The sequence below is a fragment of the Micromonospora maris AB-18-032 genome (genome assembly GCF_000204155.1).
GTDB classification, from domain to species: Bacteria; Actinomycetota; Actinomycetes; order Mycobacteriales; family Micromonosporaceae; genus Micromonospora; species Micromonospora gifhornensis.
In genome coordinates this window covers 4,349,508-4,366,331 of record NC_015434.1, presented here as the reverse complement: position 1 = coordinate 4,366,331, position 16,824 = coordinate 4,349,508, and the positions used below count along the sequence as shown (strand labels likewise).

At 70.9% G+C, this 16,824-nt stretch carries 14 protein-coding genes; 8 read left to right on the top strand and 6 right to left on the bottom strand.

The features are described 5' to 3' along the window. Positions 1-49: 49 nt before the first annotated feature. The 4 genes from VAB18032_RS19325 to VAB18032_RS19315 form a co-directional block, all read right to left on the bottom strand. Positions 50-1,663 (bottom strand): RICIN domain-containing protein, encoded by a 1,614-nt coding sequence (locus tag VAB18032_RS19325; protein ID WP_043721310.1) that lies wholly within the window; start codon positions 1,661-1,663, stop codon positions 50-52. Positions 1,664-1,849: 186 nt separating this feature from the next. Further along, entirely contained in the window at positions 1,850-3,190 is a 1,341-nt protein-coding gene (locus VAB18032_RS19320) for an extracellular catalytic domain type 1 short-chain-length polyhydroxyalkanoate depolymerase (protein ID WP_013734580.1), read from the bottom strand. 137 nt (positions 3,191-3,327) lie between these two features. After that, a complete protein-coding gene (locus VAB18032_RS32365) occupies positions 3,328-3,498 on the bottom strand; it encodes a hypothetical protein (RefSeq protein WP_013734579.1) in 171 nt (56 codons plus the stop codon). Positions 3,499-3,600: 102 nt separating this feature from the next. Continuing rightward, positions 3,601-4,707: an L-dopachrome tautomerase-related protein gene (locus VAB18032_RS19315; RefSeq protein WP_013734578.1), complete on the bottom strand. Its 1,107-nt coding sequence runs from the start codon at positions 4,705-4,707 to the stop codon at positions 3,601-3,603. 211 nt (positions 4,708-4,918) lie between these two features. On the opposite strand from VAB18032_RS19315, the gene VAB18032_RS19310 reads away from it, so the two are divergent. Beyond that, complete coding sequence (locus VAB18032_RS19310) at positions 4,919-5,494, top strand: STAS domain-containing protein (RefSeq protein WP_013734577.1); 576 nt, start codon at positions 4,919-4,921, stop codon at positions 5,492-5,494. 267 nt (positions 5,495-5,761) lie between these two features. Here the strand turns inward: VAB18032_RS19310 and VAB18032_RS19305 are convergent, their stop codons facing one another. Both VAB18032_RS19305 and pgi read right to left on the bottom strand, forming a co-directional pair. Beyond that, positions 5,762-6,061: a BON domain-containing protein gene (locus VAB18032_RS19305; RefSeq protein WP_043724991.1), complete on the bottom strand. Its 300-nt coding sequence runs from the start codon at positions 6,059-6,061 to the stop codon at positions 5,762-5,764. A gap of 738 nt (positions 6,062-6,799) precedes the next feature. After that, positions 6,800-8,434 carry a glucose-6-phosphate isomerase gene (gene pgi, locus VAB18032_RS19300; protein ID WP_013734575.1) on the bottom strand — a complete coding sequence of 545 codons (1,635 nt, stop codon included), beginning with the start codon at positions 8,432-8,434 and terminating at the stop codon, positions 6,800-6,802. A gap of 205 nt (positions 8,435-8,639) precedes the next feature. Here pgi and VAB18032_RS19295 point away from each other — a divergent pair, with 205 nt between their 5' ends. From VAB18032_RS19295 to VAB18032_RS19265, 7 genes are all read left to right on the top strand, one after another. Further along, on the top strand, positions 8,640-10,112 hold the full coding sequence (locus VAB18032_RS19295; protein ID WP_013734574.1) for a glucose-6-phosphate dehydrogenase: 1,473 nt from the start codon (positions 8,640-8,642) through the stop codon (positions 10,110-10,112). Positions 10,113-10,273: 161 nt separating this feature from the next. After that, on the top strand, positions 10,274-11,299 hold the full coding sequence (locus tag VAB18032_RS19290) for a sporulation protein (RefSeq protein WP_043724986.1): 1,026 nt from the start codon (positions 10,274-10,276) through the stop codon (positions 11,297-11,299). A 343-nt stretch (positions 11,300-11,642) separates the two neighbouring features. Beyond that, on the top strand, positions 11,643-13,232 hold the full coding sequence (locus VAB18032_RS19285) for an ABC transporter substrate-binding protein (RefSeq protein WP_013734572.1): 1,590 nt from the start codon (positions 11,643-11,645) through the stop codon (positions 13,230-13,232). Further along, entirely contained in the window at positions 13,199-14,233 is a 1,035-nt protein-coding gene (locus tag VAB18032_RS19280) for an ABC transporter permease (RefSeq protein WP_013734571.1), read from the top strand. Before VAB18032_RS19285 ends, VAB18032_RS19280 begins: the two co-directional genes overlap by 34 nt. After that, positions 14,230-15,099 (top strand): ABC transporter permease, encoded by an 870-nt coding sequence (locus VAB18032_RS19275; RefSeq protein WP_013734570.1) that lies wholly within the window; start codon positions 14,230-14,232, stop codon positions 15,097-15,099. The genes VAB18032_RS19280 and VAB18032_RS19275 overlap by 4 nt, the downstream gene beginning before the upstream one ends. After that, positions 15,096-16,136, top strand: a complete 1,041-nt coding sequence (locus VAB18032_RS19270) for an ABC transporter ATP-binding protein (RefSeq protein ID WP_013734569.1) — start codon at positions 15,096-15,098, stop codon at positions 16,134-16,136. The genes VAB18032_RS19275 and VAB18032_RS19270 overlap by 4 nt, the downstream gene beginning before the upstream one ends. Continuing rightward, positions 16,133-16,789 (top strand): ABC transporter ATP-binding protein, encoded by a 657-nt coding sequence (locus VAB18032_RS19265; RefSeq protein WP_013734568.1) that lies wholly within the window; start codon positions 16,133-16,135, stop codon positions 16,787-16,789. Before VAB18032_RS19270 ends, VAB18032_RS19265 begins: the two co-directional genes overlap by 4 nt. The last annotated feature ends 35 nt before the right edge of the window (positions 16,790-16,824 follow it).

The window sequence follows — 16,824 nt, the reverse complement described above, 5'->3', positions numbered from 1 at the left end:
TATCGGCGACCAGAAGTGCAAGATCGCGGGGGCGGTGTGAGGAGAGCGGTCAGCAGCGGTTGATTGACGCGTTGTTGAGGGCCACGTTGCTGATCACCAGGTTGGCTGTGCAGGGGCTCTCCAGGATCCGGCTGTTGACAAGCGTGAAGTTGCGTAGGGTGATGTCCCGGTTGCCGGGGAACTCGCTGCGCGCGGCCAGCCGCACCTCACCGCCACCGCTGATGGTGCCGCCACCGGCGGCGATGTCCACCCCGTAGCAGTTCTCGATGAGGATGGCGTTGTTGCCGGTGTTGGCGACGTCGACCCGGTTGACCGCCAGGCCGCCGGACTCCGAGACGCAGAAGATGCCCCGGCCGCCGCCGCGCGCCCGTACGGTGCCCACCCGGATGTTGATCGGGTACCCGGAGTTGATCCGGCCGGCCCGGTTGGCGATCCGGAACGCCGCGTACCCGGTGCCGGTGCCGGCGTTCTCCGCGTCGACAGTGGTCACGGTGGCGTTGATGGTCTCGTTGAGCAGCAGCCCCGACTCGCCGACGTTGCGGGCGGTCACCGTGCCGATGGTCAACCCGTCGACACCGTACGTCTCCACGGCGTGCGCGCGGGCACCGGAGACGTACACGTTGTCGATGCGGATGTTGCGGCTCCACTGGCTGGTGTCGCCCCGGTTGTCGATGCGGATCCCGAGCCCGCTGGACAGCCGCATGTCGATCTGACCGAGGATCACGTTGCTGACGTTGCGCATGAAGATGCCGTACAGCGGGGCGCCTGTGACGTTGAGGTTCTGCACCTCGACCTGGGTGGTGCCGCGCGAGTAGATCGGGGCCTGGTCACCGCTGCCGGAGCCGGTCACGTTGATCGTGCCGCACACGTCGATCGTGGTGTAGCTGGGCAGCGAGATCCGGGAGCCCGCGCTGATCGAGCCGGAGCCGCGTACGACGACCCGCTGCTTGCTGGTCCGGCCCGCGCTGAGGCTGTTGATCGCGGCCTGTACGGCCTCCCGCATGTCGCCGCCGGTGTAGACGGTCGTGCCGCCGTTACGGGCGGTCCAGGTGCCACCGTTGAGCACTGCCTCGGCCTGGAACGTGCCACTGCCGCAGCCACTGCCGCTGCCACCGCCGACGGTGATCATCCGCCACTGCTGGTTGGCGCCGTTGACATCCTGGTACTGCGAGATCATCGCACCGTCGGCGGTGGACCAGCCCCACAAATCGAGAGCCTTGTTGGAGTGCCGGTTGACGAACCGGACATGACCGCCGTCGGAGTCGGCCAGCCGGAAATGCTGCCGGGTGTTGCCGCCGGCCGCCGTGTTCTGCACCAGTTGTACGCCGTCGTTGGCGTTGGGCAGCTCAAGGACCTTGCCGCTGTGCACCGACCGGATCTGGTAGTAGCCGCTGCCGACGTCGACGAAGCGCCACTGCTGCACGGCGGCGTCGTTGCGGGTGAACTGGTTGATCGGGGCCTGGTCGGCGGTGGACCAGTTCCACACGTCCATCGCCTTGCCGCTGTGCCGGTTGACGAAGACGTACGTGGCGTTCGGATCGACGGTGGCGGCCTGCGCGGGGCTCGGCGCGGCGATGGCCGTACCGGCGGCGGCCAGCACCAACGTGCTGGCCGCGACCAGCCATCGGGGCGTACGCCGGGGTGTTGTTGTCCTGGACGGCATGTGAGCTTCCTTTCCGGACGGACGGGTGGTGGTGAGGGGTGCGACGCCCCTGCCAGGGTAAGCGCTTTCCTGGACGTTGCGAGTCGGGTCCCGACCCGCAACGTGTCGAGGTGGCGGTGCTCGCGAACAGCGGTCCCGTGCCGGCGCCCCACGTCGTGCCCCCGTGGGGTGCCGGCCCTACCGGGATCAGCCGGAGAAGTAGCAGGAACCGCCGTTGAGAGTGAAGACGCCAGGCTTGCCGGCGTCGCCGGTGTGGTTGGCCTGGAACCCGATCGTCGTCGAGGTCTTCGGCGCGATGGTGCCGTTGTAGGAGACGTTACGGGCGGTCACCGCCCCGGAGGTCGGCGCGTACGTGGCGTTCCAGCCGTTGGTGATGGTCTGCCCGGCGGGCAGGGTGAACGCCAGGCTCCAGCCGTTGATGGCCGTACTGCCGGTGTTGGTGATGGTCACCGAGGTGGTCAGCCCGGTGTTCCAGGCGTTGACCTCGTAGTGGACCTGGCAGCCCGGGCCCGGCGGCAGCGTCGGCGACGGCGGCGGGGTCGGGGTTGGGGTGGGCGTCGGAGTGGGGGTGGGCGTCGGAGTCGGGGTCGGCGTGGGCGTGCTGGACGGGTTGTTCAGGCCGAAGAAGCGGATCGCCTGCGCCGCGTCGACCGGCAGGTTGTGCGACACGCCCTGCATGCTGATCGCCTCGACCGGCGCGTGGTCGCCGGAGCCGCCGTAGCGGGTGCGGGTGTAGCCGGCCTGCGGGCTGTCGGTGTAGGTCGGGGTCTGGCTCAACCCGTGCACGTTGGTCCACTGCTTGACCTGCTCGCCGAAGTTCGGGTACCGCAGGATGTCGTCGTTGGTGCCGTGCCAGGTCTGCATCCGCGGGCGCGGGCCGTTGTAACCGGGGTACGCGTTGCGCACCAGGTCACCCCACTGCTGAGGGGTACGGCTGATCTGCCCGTTGGCGCACTCGCTGTTCCACTCCGAGCCGTTGGTGGTGGCGAAACAGGCGAACGGCACCCCCGCGAAGGCGGCACCGGCGGCGAAGACGTCGGGGTAGAGCCCGAGCATCACGTTTGTCATCATCGCCCCGGACGACACGCCGGTGGCGAAGATCCGGGCCGGGTCGACCGAGTAGCGCGACCGGACGTGGTCGACCATCGACATGATGCCCACCGGGTCGCTGCCGCCGCCGCGACGCAGCGCCTGCGGCGAGGAGACGTCGAAACACTGGCTGCTGCGGGTCACCGACGGGTAGATGACGATGTAGCCGTACTGGTCGGCCAGGGCGGCGAACCGGGTGCCCGAGTGCAGGGCCGGACCGGTGCCGGTGCAGTAGTGGATCGCGACCAGCAGGCCCGGTCGCGGTGCGACCCGATCCGGCACGTAGAGGTACATGCGCAGGTTGCTGGGGTTGGCGCCGAAGTTGGTCACCTCGGTCAGGGTGGCCGCCGAGGCCGGGCTGGGGATCGACAGCGCGGCAAGCGCCGTCAGGGCGACTGCGGTCAGCGCAGCCCAGCCTAGTTTGATCGCTTTCTTCATGGGCAGGATGTCCTCCGGACGGATGCGTGCAGGGGGATGCTCCGATCGAGGCTGCCCGGTGCCCGATCTCGTCCGGCTCATGAACATTGATGATTATCAGTCTTCAGGGTGTGCGGTGACAAGCCGCGCCGCACCGGTCACTGATCGTCGTCGACCACCTCGGTCTCGTCGTCGTGGGTGAACCGCACCGACAGGTGCTCGTCGGGCTGCGGCGCCTCCGCCAGGGTGTGGTGCGGATCGCCGTCGGGGGAGAAGAGCACCTGATCGGTCTTGCGGGTCTTCTCCTGGTCTTCCTCCGGCTCGGTCACCGGCCCACTCCTCACCTCGGGGTCACGTCCCACCGACGCTATGCGGGCGCCGGTGGGCGCTCCCCCGGCCGCAGCAACCACCACCCGTTCGAGGGGGCCAGGTCAGGGTCGCAACAGGACCGGGCCGGCGTCGATGCGGGTCCGGAACAGGGCGTACGGCTTGCGCCGCAGGTCCCGGCCACGGTTGAAGGGGGGCTGCCGGTGCACCTGGTTGGCGATGACGTACAGGTGCCGGTCCTTGGCCACGCTCAACGTGTCGGGCCACAGCAGGCGCGGATCGTGGACGACCGTCTCGTACTCGCCGTCGGGGCGTCGCCGCAGAATCGCGTTGTGCTCGTAGTTGGTGAGGTAGAGCCGCCCTGCGTCGTCGGATTCAAGGCCGTCGGCGCCGCCACCCTTGTCGCCCTCGTCGCGTACGGTCGCGGCCACCTCGTCCTCGTCGGCGCTCCGGTCGACCAGTGCGTCGGTGGCCACGCTGAACCAGCGGCGCGAGGCGAGCGCGCAGTAGTAGAGCCGGGCACCGTCGGCGGAGATCGCTATGCCATCCGCGCCCACGCCCACCGGCTGCGGCGGACCCTCCGGCGGCCGGACCAGGAACGGCCGACCCTCCACCACCGGGCGGAAGTTCACAAGCGACTCCGCCTTGGTGGACGGATGGTCGTTCAGCCGCCGCCACGAGGTCCCGCTGGCCAGGTCCACCACGATTATCGCGTTCGGTGCCCCGTCCGCCGAATCGGTGATGTACGCGATCCCCGCCGTGCCCCGCCGCAGGTCGAAGCGCACGTCGTTGAGGTACGACGTGGGCAGCGCCACGTCGGGCGGGAAAGTGATCACCTGGGCGACCGTGTTGGTGCCGAGGTCGATGCGTACCAGTTTCGGTCCGCCGGGAACGGTGGGCTGGAACATCGGGCTGCCGGTGTCGAGCACCCAGAGCCGGTCGACCGGGTCGACCACCACGCTCTGCACCGACACGAACGCCGACGCGTCGTCGTTGCCGGCGGGGGAGTTCCACCGCAGGTCGGGATAGGGCACCTCACGGTTGTGGCGCAGCTCCACCACGGTCGCCGGCACCTCGTCGCCCCAGCGGGGAAAATTGACGAAGATCCGCCCGCGGTGCGAGACGGTCACCCCGGTCGGCATCGGCCCCCGGAATCGGTGTACGACCTCCAGCGTGCCGACTGGTTCATCGGTGGGCAGTCCGGTCCGCATCCTTCGACCTCCTGTCGCACGCAGTGATATTTCCGTGCCTCACTGTCATAGTCGCAGATCAACGGTGCTGCGGCAGCCGGCGGTCAGCCATCCGACCCGACGCCCGCCGGAAGCGGATTCGTCACCCAACCGTCATGTGTCTGCGCGGTGCCCGCCACCTGGCCCGTGCAGGGTGGGTGGCCGATCATCACGACGTGGGAAGGAGCCCGGTATGGCTGTCGTCCTGGCTGCCCAACTGGCCACCCTGACCTGTGACAACTGCGGGGACAGCGTCACCGGTACGCGTCCGCTCGCCGACGGCGAGGTCGTCTGGACCCTGCTGTCCGAGCACGGCTGGGGCGGATCCCCGCTGGCCGACGGTCCCCACCGGTGCGCCCACTGCATCCGTTTCGGCCCGACGCCCGGCACCCCGCCCGGCGGCATCCTCGGTATCGAGCACCTCGGCGGCGTCACAGTGGTGACCACCGCCGGTGACGTGGACCTCGACACCGGCGACACCCTGCGGATGGCGCTACGACACGCGGCCGACATGGGCGGTCACGTGCTGGTCGACCTGGTACGCACCGACCTGATCGACTCCACCGCCCTCGGCCTGCTCGTCCGCGCCCACCACGACGCCGTCGAACGCGGCGCACGGCTCTGCGTCGCCGTGACGTCGCCGCTGATCCGCCAGGTCCTGCAGGTCACCGGCCTGCACGACGTACTCGCCGTGGCGGACAACCGCACCGCGGCCCTCGCGTACCTGGCCGCCGACCAGAGCACCGCCCCCACCAGCGCCGCCTCCTGACCCCCGGCGAGCCCTGCCCCCTGAGGCGCGTCCGCCCGTCCTGCCGCCCCACGCCTTGCCCCGCACGGGCGAGCCCCCGCTGCGGCGATCTTGCACCTTCGGTCGCCTTTTTGTGGCTTGCCGTCGGATTTGTCGCGACGAGAAGTGCAAGATCGCGTGGGTGCGTGGGTGCGTGGGTGCGTGGGTGCGTGGGTGCGTGGGTGCGTGGGTGGTGTTGTCCGACCCGCTCGCGCTCGCCGGTGCCGGGCGGCGCGAGCGGGTCGAAGTTCAGCGACGGCCGCGTCGATGCCCGGCGAGCCGGAGGGCGTTGCAGACATCCGCAACGCCCTCGACATCCCAGGCCAACTCGCCGGCGGCCCGCCGGGTCTCTGCGCCGGCGACCAGACCGGTGAGAATCACGACGCGGTTCTGCACCATCACCGTGATCTGCTGCCGACGGGTGCTCCAGTCGGCGCTGAGCCGCTGGGCGACAAGTGCGGCGAGGCGGACGTCCTCGTCATGGTCCTGCGGCGCGTCCCACAGTGCCCGGAACGAATGATCGTCGGGCATCGGCCAGGGCCACGGCATCACCACAGCGGTCTCCTTCGTCGTCGAGGTCGGCAACCCGACGCGCCGTCCCGATCGGTGACCACCTTGCGCAAGGACCTTGGAGTCGACCGCACGGTTGGATGACAGTTACGTGACAGATCCCGCCGCCAGTCGGTCCCGGTGCCCGCCTGTTCGGGCCCGTCCCAGGTCAGCGGCGACACGGTAAGAGGCCAAGTAGAACAACGAGGAGACCACGACTCGGCCTGGCCGCGGTCGCAAGTCCTCGAAACCGACCCGAGTGCGCACCCTTCCTCTGCAAGATCACGCTCGATCAGGGATCGAGTGGCATCCGAGCGACAAGGTAACCACTCGATCCTGGATCGAGCGTGACCTTCACAAGAGCACCGAAGCCGAGCGCCGGAGGTGCGGATCCGGAGGTACGCATTTGGTACGCACGCATGCCGCACTCAGCGTGCGCCCTGACCGTTCGGAGCCCAGCCAGCTGCACCGACGGCGGTAGTCGCGGTAGCCGCTGGTGCCGGTGCCGACGTAACGCGACTACCCACCCCGCCCGTCTGGCCCACCAATCCGTCCTGGCAGTTGATCAAGAGACTTCGGTCCCGGGTGCCGGCGCGCCCTGACCAACACGTCTTGATCAACGCTGCCTAGGAGGAGTCCCGGTGCAGGGATGAAGTTGACCAAGGTGTGTGTGCGTCGGCGTGGCGTGACCGAAACCTCTTGATCAACCCCGCGATCCGGCGAAACACGGAGAAGTGGTTAGCGGCGGTGGCGTTGGGTGCGGTAGCGGTGGATGAGGCTGGCGGTGGAGGAGTCGAGGCCGTCCAGGTCGGGCTCTGCGCCGGTGAGCAGCGGGGCTAGCTGGTTGGCCATGACCTTGCCCAGTTCTACGCCCCACTGGTCGAAGGGGTTGATGTCCCAGATCGCGCCCTCGGTGAGGACGATGTGTTCGTAGAGGGCCACCAGTTGGCCGAGGGTGGCGGGGGTGAGGCGGGCGGCCACGATCGAGGTGGTGGGGTGGTTGCCGGGCATCACCCGGTGCGGCACCAGCTCGGGCGGGGTGCCTTCGGCGGCGACCTGCTCGGCGGTACGGCCGAAGGCCAGCGCGGCGGTCTGGGCGAAGAAGTTCGACATGAACAGGTCGTGCATGTCGCCGATGTCGTGGTGGGGTTCGCTGAACGCGATGAAGTCCGCGGGAATCAGCCGGGTGCCCTGGTGGATGAGCTGGTAGAAGGCGTGTTGGCCGTTGGTGCCGGGCTCGCCCCAGAAGATCTCCCCGGTGTCGTACGACACCTGCTGGCCGTCGACGCGTACGGACTTGCCGTTGCTCTCCATGGTCAACTGTTGCAGGTACGCGGGGAACCGGTGCAGGTACTGCGAGTAGGGCAGCACCGCGTGGGTCTGCGCGCCGAGGAAGTTGGTGTACCAGACGTTGAGCAGCCCGAGCAGCACCGGCGCGTTGCCGGCCAGCGGTGCGGTGCGGAAGTGCTCGTCGACGGCGTGGTAGCCGGCGAGCATCTCGTCGAAGCGGGCCGGCCCGATGGAGAGCATCACCGACAGGCCGACCGCCGAGGGCAGTGAGTACCGGCCACCCACCCAGTCCCAGAAGCCGAACATGTTCGCCGGGTCGATGCCGAAGTCGGGGACCCGCTGGGCGTTGGTGCTGACCGCGACGAAGTGCTTGGCCACCGCCTGCTCGTCGCCGCCGAGCCCGGCCAGCAGCCAGCGTCGGGCCTGGTGGGCGTTGGCCAGGGTCTCCTGGGTGGAGAAGGTCTTCGACACCACCACGAACAGGGTGGTCGCCGGGTCCAGGTCGGCGGTGGCCTCGGCGATGTCGGTCGGGTCGATGTTCGACACGAAGCGGCAGGAGATGCCGGCGTCGCGGTACGCCTTCAGGGCCTCGTACGCCATCACCGGCCCCAGGTCGGAGCCGCCGATGCCGATGTTGACCACGGTGCGGATCCGTTCGCCGGTGTGCCCGCGCCACTGCCCGCCGCGTACCTGATCGGCGAACTGCGCCATCCGCTGCCGTACGGCGTGCACGTCGCCGACCACGTCCTGACCGTCGACGGTCAGCGCGGCGTCGGCGGGCAGGCGCAGCGCGGTGTGCAGCACCGCCCGGTCCTCGGTGCCGTTGATGTGCTCACCGGCGAACATCGCGGCGATCCGGTCGGCGAGCCCGACCCGCTCGGCCAGCGCGGTCAGCAGCCGGAGGGTCTCGTCGGTGACCAGGTTCTTGCTGTAGTCGACATAGAGGTCGGCCACCTCGACGGTCAACCGTTCGCCCCGCTCGGGGTCGGCGGCGAACAGGTCCCGCAGGTGCGTCGCGCGGATCTCGTCGGCGTGCTTGCGCAGGGCCTGCCACTCGTCGGTGGTGGTGACGTCCGCAGCCATCGGATCGATCGTCTCCTCGCTGTGTCGGCACACCGCCGGGGTCCGGCCGACGGCTGAGACCAGCCTGCCACACAAAGATCGCCGTGCCAGCCCGACGTCCGCGAGTGGTCACGATCCGCAGGTGAGCGACGACCGGGCGGGTCCGCAGATGTCGAGGTCAGAGGCCGCGGTACGACCTGGGTCGGGGACAGGGCATCGTAAGGACATGACGACGTCGGCCCCGATCGCCTCCCCAGCCGCTCCCGCGATGCCCGCCACCACCCGCATACCGCAGACCCTGCTGGTGCTCGGCGCCAGCGGTGACCTGACCGGTCGGCTGCTCCTGCCCGGCCTGGGTCGGCTGGTGGCCAGCGGTGCGCTGCCCGGGCTCCGGCTGATCGGCAGCGGTATGGACGACTGGGACGACGAGCGGTGGCGTCGCCGGGTCACCGAGTCCTTCGCCACCGTCGGCGCGGACGGCCCCCGGGAGACCGAACTGATCCGCCAGAGCTGGTACGTGCCGGCCGACGTGACCCGCGAGGAGGATCTGCGGCGGTTGCTGGGCGACTGCAGTGGCCCGTTGGTGATCTTCTTCGCGTTGCCGCCGATGGTGGCCGCCCGCTCGGCCGCCGCACTGGCCCGCATCGGCGTACCGCCCGGCACCCGGCTGATGCTGGAGAAGCCGTTCGGTGTCGACCGGATCTCGGCCCGGTCGCTGAACAACCTGCTGGCCACCCTGGTGCCCGAGGAGCAGGTGCACCGCATCGACCACTTCCTCGGCAAATCGACGGTGCTGAACCTGCTCGGCCTGCGGTTCGCCAACCGGATCTTCGAGCCGGTGCTCAACTCCACGCACGTGGCCTGCGTGGACATCGTCTTCGACGAGACCCTCGGACTGGAGGGTCGGGCCGGCTACTACGACGGCGCGGGCGCGCTTGTGGACATGGTGCAGAGCCACCTGCTCCAGGTGCTCGCCCTGCTCACCATGGAACCGCCGCCCAGCCTGGAGGCCCGGGAGTTGCGGGGCCGCCTGGCCCAGGTGTTGCGGGCCACCCGGCTGTGGGGTGACGACCCGGTGGCGTCCAGCCGCCGAGGCCGGTACACCGCGGGCGAGATCGCCGGTCGGCGGCTGCCGAGCTACGTCGACGAGCCGGGCGTCGACCCGGCCCGGGGCACGGAGACGCTTGCCGAGCTGGTGTTGACCGTGGACACCTGGCGCTGGGCAGGGGTGCCCTTCCGGTTGCGGTCGGGAAAGGCCATGGCCGGCGTACGCAAGGAAGCGGTCATCACCTTCAAGCAGCCGGACCGGGTGCCCGACGGGTTGACCGGGTACGAGCGTCCGGACCGGCTGCGGATCGGGTTCGGACCGGACCGGCTCGGCCTGGACCTCAACATCAACGGTCCGGGCAACCCGTTCGACCTGGACCAGGTGGACCTGATGGCGGAGTTCGGCCCCGGTGACCTGCCGGCGTACGGCGAGGTGCTGCGCGGCGCGTTCGACGGGGACCCGACCCTGTCGGTGCGCGGTGACGTGGCCGAGGAGTGCTGGCGCATCGTCGAGCCGGTGCTGGCCGCCTGGAAGGCGGGCGCGGTGCCGCTACGGGACTATCCGGCCGGCTCCACCGGACCGGCCGACTCGTTGCTGGGCCCGGCGACCGGCTGGCGTCCGCCGCGACCGGCGGCGCGAAACTCTCACTGATTGTGACAGCCTGGCACCTCTCAGCTATCTCTCAGTTGGCGATGTTAGCTTGCCGACCCGACGGGATCCATCGTGGATGGCGCTGATCCCGTTGCGGCACAACGGATCTGCGTAAGAGTCTCGCGTCCGCGCCGCGCCTGCCGCTGTCGAGGGAGATGCTCGTGGTGTTCAAGAAGATGCTGGGTGCCTTCGGGATCGGCGCACCCAGCGTCGACACGGTCCTGTCCAATCCGAGCACCCGCCCCGGGCTGATGCTCGGCGGGCAGGTGAACCTGACCGGTGGCAGCCACGACGTGGACATCGACCAGATCGTCGTGGGGCTGGTGACCCGGATCGAGATCGACGGCGAGGAGGGGGACCACGACGCCACCGTCGAGTTCCACCGTACGCCGGTCGCGGGTGGGCTGCGCCTGGCGCAGGGGCAGCAGTTGTCCCTGCCGTTCCAGGTCCAGATGCCGATCCAGACCCCGGTGACCGACGTGTACGGCCAGCGCCTGCCCGGCATGACCATGGGGCTGCGCACGGAGGTGGTCATCCGCGGCGCGGTCGACAAGGGCGACCTCGACCCGGTGCACGTGCACCCACTGCCCGTGCAGGAACGCATCCTCGAGGCCTTCGGTCGGCTCGGCTTCCAGTTCAAGGGCGCCGACCTGGAGCGGGGCCAGATCGCCGGGGTGCACCAGACGCTGCCGTTCTACCAGGAGATCGAGTACTTCGCCGCACCGCAGTACGCCCACGGCGTCACCGAGGTCGAGGTGACCTTCCTGGCCGACGAGCAGGGCATGGACATCGTCCTGGAGTTCGACCGGCGAGGCGGTCTCTTCACCGGCGGCCACGACTCCTACGGCCGTTACCGGGTAGCCCACGCCGACGCCGAGCGACTCGACTGGGCCGCGGTGGTGGACGGCTGGCTCCGCGAGGCCCTGGAGCAGTACCGCGCCACCCAGCCTGGCTACGGCACCCCCGGCTACGGCCAGCCGGGGTACGGATATCCGCCGCATCAGCCCGCCTACGGCCACGACCACGACCATCACGGGCGGAGTGGACCCGGAATGGGCGCGGTGGCCGCCGGTGTGGTCGGCGGTGCGGCGCTCGGCTTCGCCGGAGGCATGGTCGCCGAGGAGGTCTTCGACGCCTTCGGCGACGACGGCGGGGACGATGGCGGAGACGACGGCGGCGACGAGTGATCGGGAGTCACACCGACGCGTGAGCTGGGCCCCACGACTGCGTGAGCTGGCACCAGGGCGCGTGGGCTGGGCTTTCATCGGGTGGTGGGGTGCGGTTAACCCGGGCGTGAGCTGCGGTTTGCCGGGGCTTGGATGATGCGAAACGGCCGGGTCTGACCCTGATCGGCGCGGGGTGAAGCGAACGTGGCATTGGCCACAGCGCGGCTTCTTGCCATAAGTTTGCAACTGCGCAAGTATGGCGCTGTGGCGATCCAAGATCGCACCCGTTGGGCGGCTTTCCGGCCGGCCACCTCGGATCGGACGCCGCACCCATCGTCGCCACCCGCGAGGAGCGGTAACAGTCATGCCCCGAACGACCGGTGTCCGGCTGGCCGCCAGCGCCGCACTGCTACTCGCCATGGTCGCCTGCTCGTCACCGACCACCCCGTCGGGCACTGCGGCCGACGCCCCGCTGATCGTGGCGACCGCCGGAGAGCCGGACACCCTCAACCCCGTACTCAACTACGGGGTCGACGGCGCAGCGCTGATCTTCGACGGTCTGGTCGGCCGGGACGAGCGTAACCACCTCGTCCCGGCCCTGGCCCGGGAGCTGCCCACGGTCTCCGCGGACGGCAGGACCGTCACCGCCCGGCTCCGCGACGGGGTGCTCTTCCACGACGGCGCCCCGCTGACCGCGCGGGACGTCGTCTTCACCTACCAGGCGGTGCTCGACGAGAAGGTCGACTCGACGCTGCGCAGCGACCTGGACATGCTCGCCTCGGTCACCGCGCCGGACGACACCACAGTGGTATTCACCCTCCGGTACGCCTACGCGCCGTTCCTGCAACGGCTGACCCTCGGCATCGTGCCGGCCGCCGCATTCGACGGGCAGGACGTCAACAAGGCCGCCTTCAACCGGCAACCGATCGGCACCGGGCCGTACCGGGTCACCTCGTGGACCCCGGGTGACCGGCTGGTGCTGGCCGCCAACGACCGCTACTGGGGTGGCCGACCCACCAACAGCGGCGTCGTGGTCGCCTTCGTACCCGACGACAACGTCCGCGCCCAGCGCACCCGCGCGGGCGAGTTCGACGCCGTCGAACTGCCACCCAAGCTGGCCAGCGGCTTCGACACTCAGCCCGGCTACCGGGTGCACAAGACGCCCACCGCCGACTACCGGGGCGTCATGCTGCCGATGGGCAACCCGGTCACCGGCGACGTGGCGGTGCGCCGCGCGCTAAACGTCGCCGTCGACCGCGCCGCGATGGTCAACGGCGTCCTCGGCGGGGCCGGCGAGCCGGCGTACGGTCCGGTGCCGCCGTCGTCGGAGTTCGCCGAGCCGTCCGTGGCCGGCGCACCGACCGCCGACCCGGCCGCCGCCACCGCGCTGCTGGACGCCGCCGGCTGGCGGCCCGGCCAGGACGGCATCCGGGTCAAGAACGGCACCCGGGCCGCCTTCAGCCTGATGTACCCGGCCGCCGACAGCCTGCGCAAGGAGCTCGCCCTGGCCGTCACCGCGGACGCGAAGAAGATCGGCATCGCGGTCACGCCCGAGGGTCTCACCTGGGACGCCATCACTCCCCGAATGGGCTCCGACGCCCTGATCATGGGTTACGGCACCCCGTACGACCCGGACTTCGTCTCCTACAAGCTGTTCCACTCCGACTTCGCCGGGCAGGGCTTCTTCAACCCCGGCTCGTACGCCTCGGAGGTGACCGACCGGGCGTTGCGCGACGGGCGGGCCGAGGCCGACCCCGCGCGACGCAAGGCCGCCTACGCCACCTTCCAGCGGCAGCTGGCCACCGACGTGCCGTGGGTGTTCCTCACCTACCTGGAGCACACCTACGTGGTGCGGGACTCGGTGAACGGTGTGGTGCCCCGGGTCGAGCCGCACGAGCACGACGTCGCCAACAGCATCTGGTGGAACATCCACACCTGGACCCGGCGATCGTGACAGCACCGACCCGAGCCCGGCCTCGGCGGCGCACCGGCGCCGGCCGCATGATCCGCAACCGGCTGCTGGTGGCCGTACCGGTGCTCTTCGCCACCAGCGCGGGCATGTTCGCCCTCGGTGCGGCCTCACCGATCGACCCGGCCCAGCAGTACGCCGGTGCGGCGGCCTTCACCACGAGCGAGGAGAACCTCGCCCAGATCCGGGCCAACTGGGGCATCGACGACCCGCTGCCGGTGCAGTACCTGCGCTGGCTGGGCAACCTGCTCCAGGGTGACCTGGGCTGGTCGACCAGCCGACACGAACCGGTGGTCGACGTGCTGGCCGCCCGCGCCGGCTGGACCCTGCTGCTTGTCGGTGCCGCCCTGGTCGTGGTGCTGGTGGCCAGCCTGCTGCTGGGCACCCTGGCCGCGTACCGCCGGGGTGGCTGGTTCGACCGGGCGCTGCGCACGACCGCGTACGCGATCCAGTCGGTGCCGTCGTTCTGGCTCGGCCTGGCCGCGATCGCGCTGTTCGCGCTCAGCCTCGGCTGGCTGCCGGCCGGCGGCCTGACCGACATCACCGCCACCAGCACCGACGTGGCCGACGTCGCCCGGCACCTGATCCTGCCGGTCGGGGTGCTGGCAGTGTCCCAGTTGCCATGGTTCGTGCTGTTCATCCGTGACTCGGTCGCCGACAGCCTGCGCGACGACCACGTGCTTGCCGCCCGCGCCCGTGGCCTGCCGGGGCGTACCGTCCTGTTCGGTCACGCCCTGCGCACCGGACTGCTGCCCTTCCTCACCCTGATCGGCACCCACCTGCCCGAACTCGTCGGCGGAGCGGTGCTGGTGGAGACCGTGTTCTCGCTGCCCGGCCTGGGTGCGGTGACCGTGCAGGCCGCGCTGGGCAGCGACTTCCCGCTGCTGGCGGCGATCACCCTGGCGACCACGGTCGTGGTGCTGGCCGCGAACCTCGCCACCGACCTCGCGTACGCCGCCGCCGACCCACGGGTACGGCTCGAATGACCACCGCCGTCCTCACCCGGGTACGCCGACTGCCTCGACTTCGGCCGGGCCGTCTCGGCGCGACCGTCGCCGGCACGGTGCTCGCCGTCGCCGTGCTCGCCTGCCTGCTCGCCCCGGTGCTCTGGCCGCTGGACCAGAGCGCGATCGACCTGTCGCAGACCCGGCTGGCGCCGTCGCCGGCGCACCCGGCCGGCACCGACGATCTCGGCCGCGACGTGCTGCTGCGCAGCATCTACGGGCTGCGCGTCTCGCTGCTGGTCGGCGTTTTCGCCGCCGTGGTCGCCGCCGTCATCGGCGGTGCCGTCGGTGCGCTCGCCGGCACCCTCGGCGGCTGGGTCGACCGGATCCTGATGCGGCTGGTGGACACCATCGCGGCGATGCCGCACCTGCTGCTGGGCATCTTCATCGTGGCGATGCTGCGACCCAGCCTGGGCGCGGTGGTGCTCTCCGTCGGGCTCACCCACTGGCTGTCCACCGCCCGGATCGTCCGGTCCGAGCTGCTGAGCCTGCGGCACCGGCCGTTCATCGACGCGGCCGTCTCCGGTGGGGCCGGACGGATGCGGGTGCTCACCCGGCACCTGCTGCCGCACGTGCTGCCCCGGCTCGCGCTGGCCACCACCCTGATGATCCCGCACGCGGTGTGGCACGAGACCGCCCTGTCCTTCCTCGGTCTCGGCCTGCCCCCGCACCTGGCCTCCCTCGGCAACATGATCAACGACGGTCGGGGTTCCCTGCTCGCCGGCGCCTGGTGGGCCAGTCTCACCCCGGGCCTGGTGCTGATCGTGGTCACGCTCGCGTTGGCCACCCTCACCGCCCACTGGCGGGACCACCTCGACCCCCGGGTACGCGCGGAGTTGCAACTGTGACCACCACCGACCCGCTGCTGGCCGTCGCCGGACTCACGGTCCGCTTCCGGCTGCCGGACGCCGTCGTCCACGCCGTCACCGACCTGCACCTGGACATCCGACCCGGTGAACTGGTCGCCGTCGTCGGCGAGTCCGGCTGCGGCAAGTCGGTCCTCGCCCACGCCCTGCTCGGCCTGCTGCCCCGCAACGCCACGGTCACCGGCCGCGCCCTGCTGCGCACCGACAGCGCCGGATCGCGCACCGACAGCGCCCGGTTGCGCGGCGGCGACGGGGCAGCGCAGTCAGCGCCGGTCGACCTGCTCGACTGCCCACCACGGCAACTGGCCCGGCAGGTACGCGGACGGGTCGTCGGGCTGGTGCCGCAGAGCCCGGCGACCTCGCTGACGCCGGTGCGTACCGGTCGTCGGCTGCTGGAGGAGACGCTGCGGGCGCACGGACACACCCGCGCCGACGCCCCTGCCGCCGCCGACCGCCTCGCCGTCGACGTCGGCCTGGACCCGGCCGACCTCGACCGCTACCCGCACGAGTTGTCCGGCGGCATGGCCCAGCGGCTGGCCACGGCCCTGGCGCTCGCGCCCGACCCGCCGCTGCTGCTGGCCGACGAGCCGACCACCGGCCTGGACCGCCCACTTGTCGACCACACACTGGACCTGCTGCGCCGACGATGTGACGCCGGCGCCGCCGTCCTGCTGATCACCCACGACCTGGCCGCGGCGCAGCGGGTGGCCGACACCGTGGCGGTCATGTACGCCAGCCGCATCGTCGAGCACGCCCCCACCGAGGCGCTGTTCGAGGCACCCGGGCACCCGTACAGCGCGGCGCTGCTCGACGCGCTGCCGCAGCGGGCGTTCCGGCCTGTGCCGGGGCACCCGCCGATGCTGACCGACCTGCCGGCCGGCTGCGCGTTCGCCGCCCGCTGCGACCGGGCCACCCCGACCTGCCGGGTGCAGCCCGCGTTCACCGGCACCCGCTCCGGTCAGGTCGCCTGCCACCACCCGCTGGAGCGCGCCGAACTCTGCGCCGAGGTGCCGGCGTGACCGGCCGCGCCCTGGCCGCCAGCCAGGTCAGCGCGAGCTACGGATCGCAGCGGGTGCTCGATCGCGTCGACCTGCACATCGCCGCCGGTGAGACGGTGGGGCTCAGCGGTCCCTCCGGCAGCGGCAAGTCCACCCTGGCCCGGCTGCTGGCGCTGCTGCACCGGCCGGACTCCGGTCACGTCAGCCTCGACGGCACCGCGGTGACCGGCACCCGGCATCAGGTGCCGGTCGCGATGCGTACCCGGGTGGCGATCCTGTTCCAGAGTCCGCGTGCCGCCACCGACCCTCGGCTCACGCTGGCGGACATCATCGCCGAGCCGTTGCGCGCCACCGGCACCCCGCCGGAGCAGGCCCGCGAGCGTACGGCCGAACTCGCCGACACCGTCGGGCTCACCACCGACCTGTTGACCCGCCGCCCGCACGCGGTAAGCGACGGCCAACTGCAACGGGCCTGCCTGGCCCGGTCGCTGGTGCACCGGCCAGCGTACCTGCTCTGCGACGAGGCGACCGCCATGCTGGACGCCTCCACCCAGGCCCACGTGGCGGCGGTGATCGGGGAGTACCAGCGCCGGCACTCCGCCGGCGTGCTGGTGATCAGCCACGATGCCGCGCTGCTGGCCCGGTGGGCCGACCGCGTCGTGGACCTGTCCTGACGAATCGGTGCTCGCGCACGTCGGCGGCCCCGGGG

Excerpts from the sequence above, each read along its gene's own strand:
- VAB18032_RS19325 (WP_043721310.1), bottom strand. The coding sequence starts at position 1,663 with ATGCCGTCCAGGACAACAACACCCCGGCGTACGCCCCGATGGCTGGTC.
- VAB18032_RS19320 (WP_013734580.1), bottom strand. The coding sequence starts at position 3,190 with ATGAAGAAAGCGATCAAACTAGGCTGGGCTGCGCTGACCGCAGTCGCC.
- VAB18032_RS19315 (WP_013734578.1), bottom strand. The coding sequence starts at position 4,707 with ATGCGGACCGGACTGCCCACCGATGAACCAGTCGGCACGCTGGAGGTC.
- VAB18032_RS19310 (WP_013734577.1), top strand. The coding sequence starts at position 4,919 with ATGGCTGTCGTCCTGGCTGCCCAACTGGCCACCCTGACCTGTGACAAC.
- VAB18032_RS19305 (WP_043724991.1), bottom strand. The coding sequence starts at position 6,061 with ATGCCGTGGCCCTGGCCGATGCCCGACGATCATTCGTTCCGGGCACTG.
- pgi (WP_013734575.1), bottom strand. The coding sequence starts at position 8,434 with ATGGCTGCGGACGTCACCACCACCGACGAGTGGCAGGCCCTGCGCAAG.
- VAB18032_RS19295 (WP_013734574.1), top strand. The coding sequence starts at position 8,640 with ATGACGACGTCGGCCCCGATCGCCTCCCCAGCCGCTCCCGCGATGCCC.
- VAB18032_RS19285 (WP_013734572.1), top strand. The coding sequence starts at position 11,643 with ATGCCCCGAACGACCGGTGTCCGGCTGGCCGCCAGCGCCGCACTGCTA.
- VAB18032_RS19275 (WP_013734570.1), top strand. The coding sequence starts at position 14,230 with ATGACCACCGCCGTCCTCACCCGGGTACGCCGACTGCCTCGACTTCGG.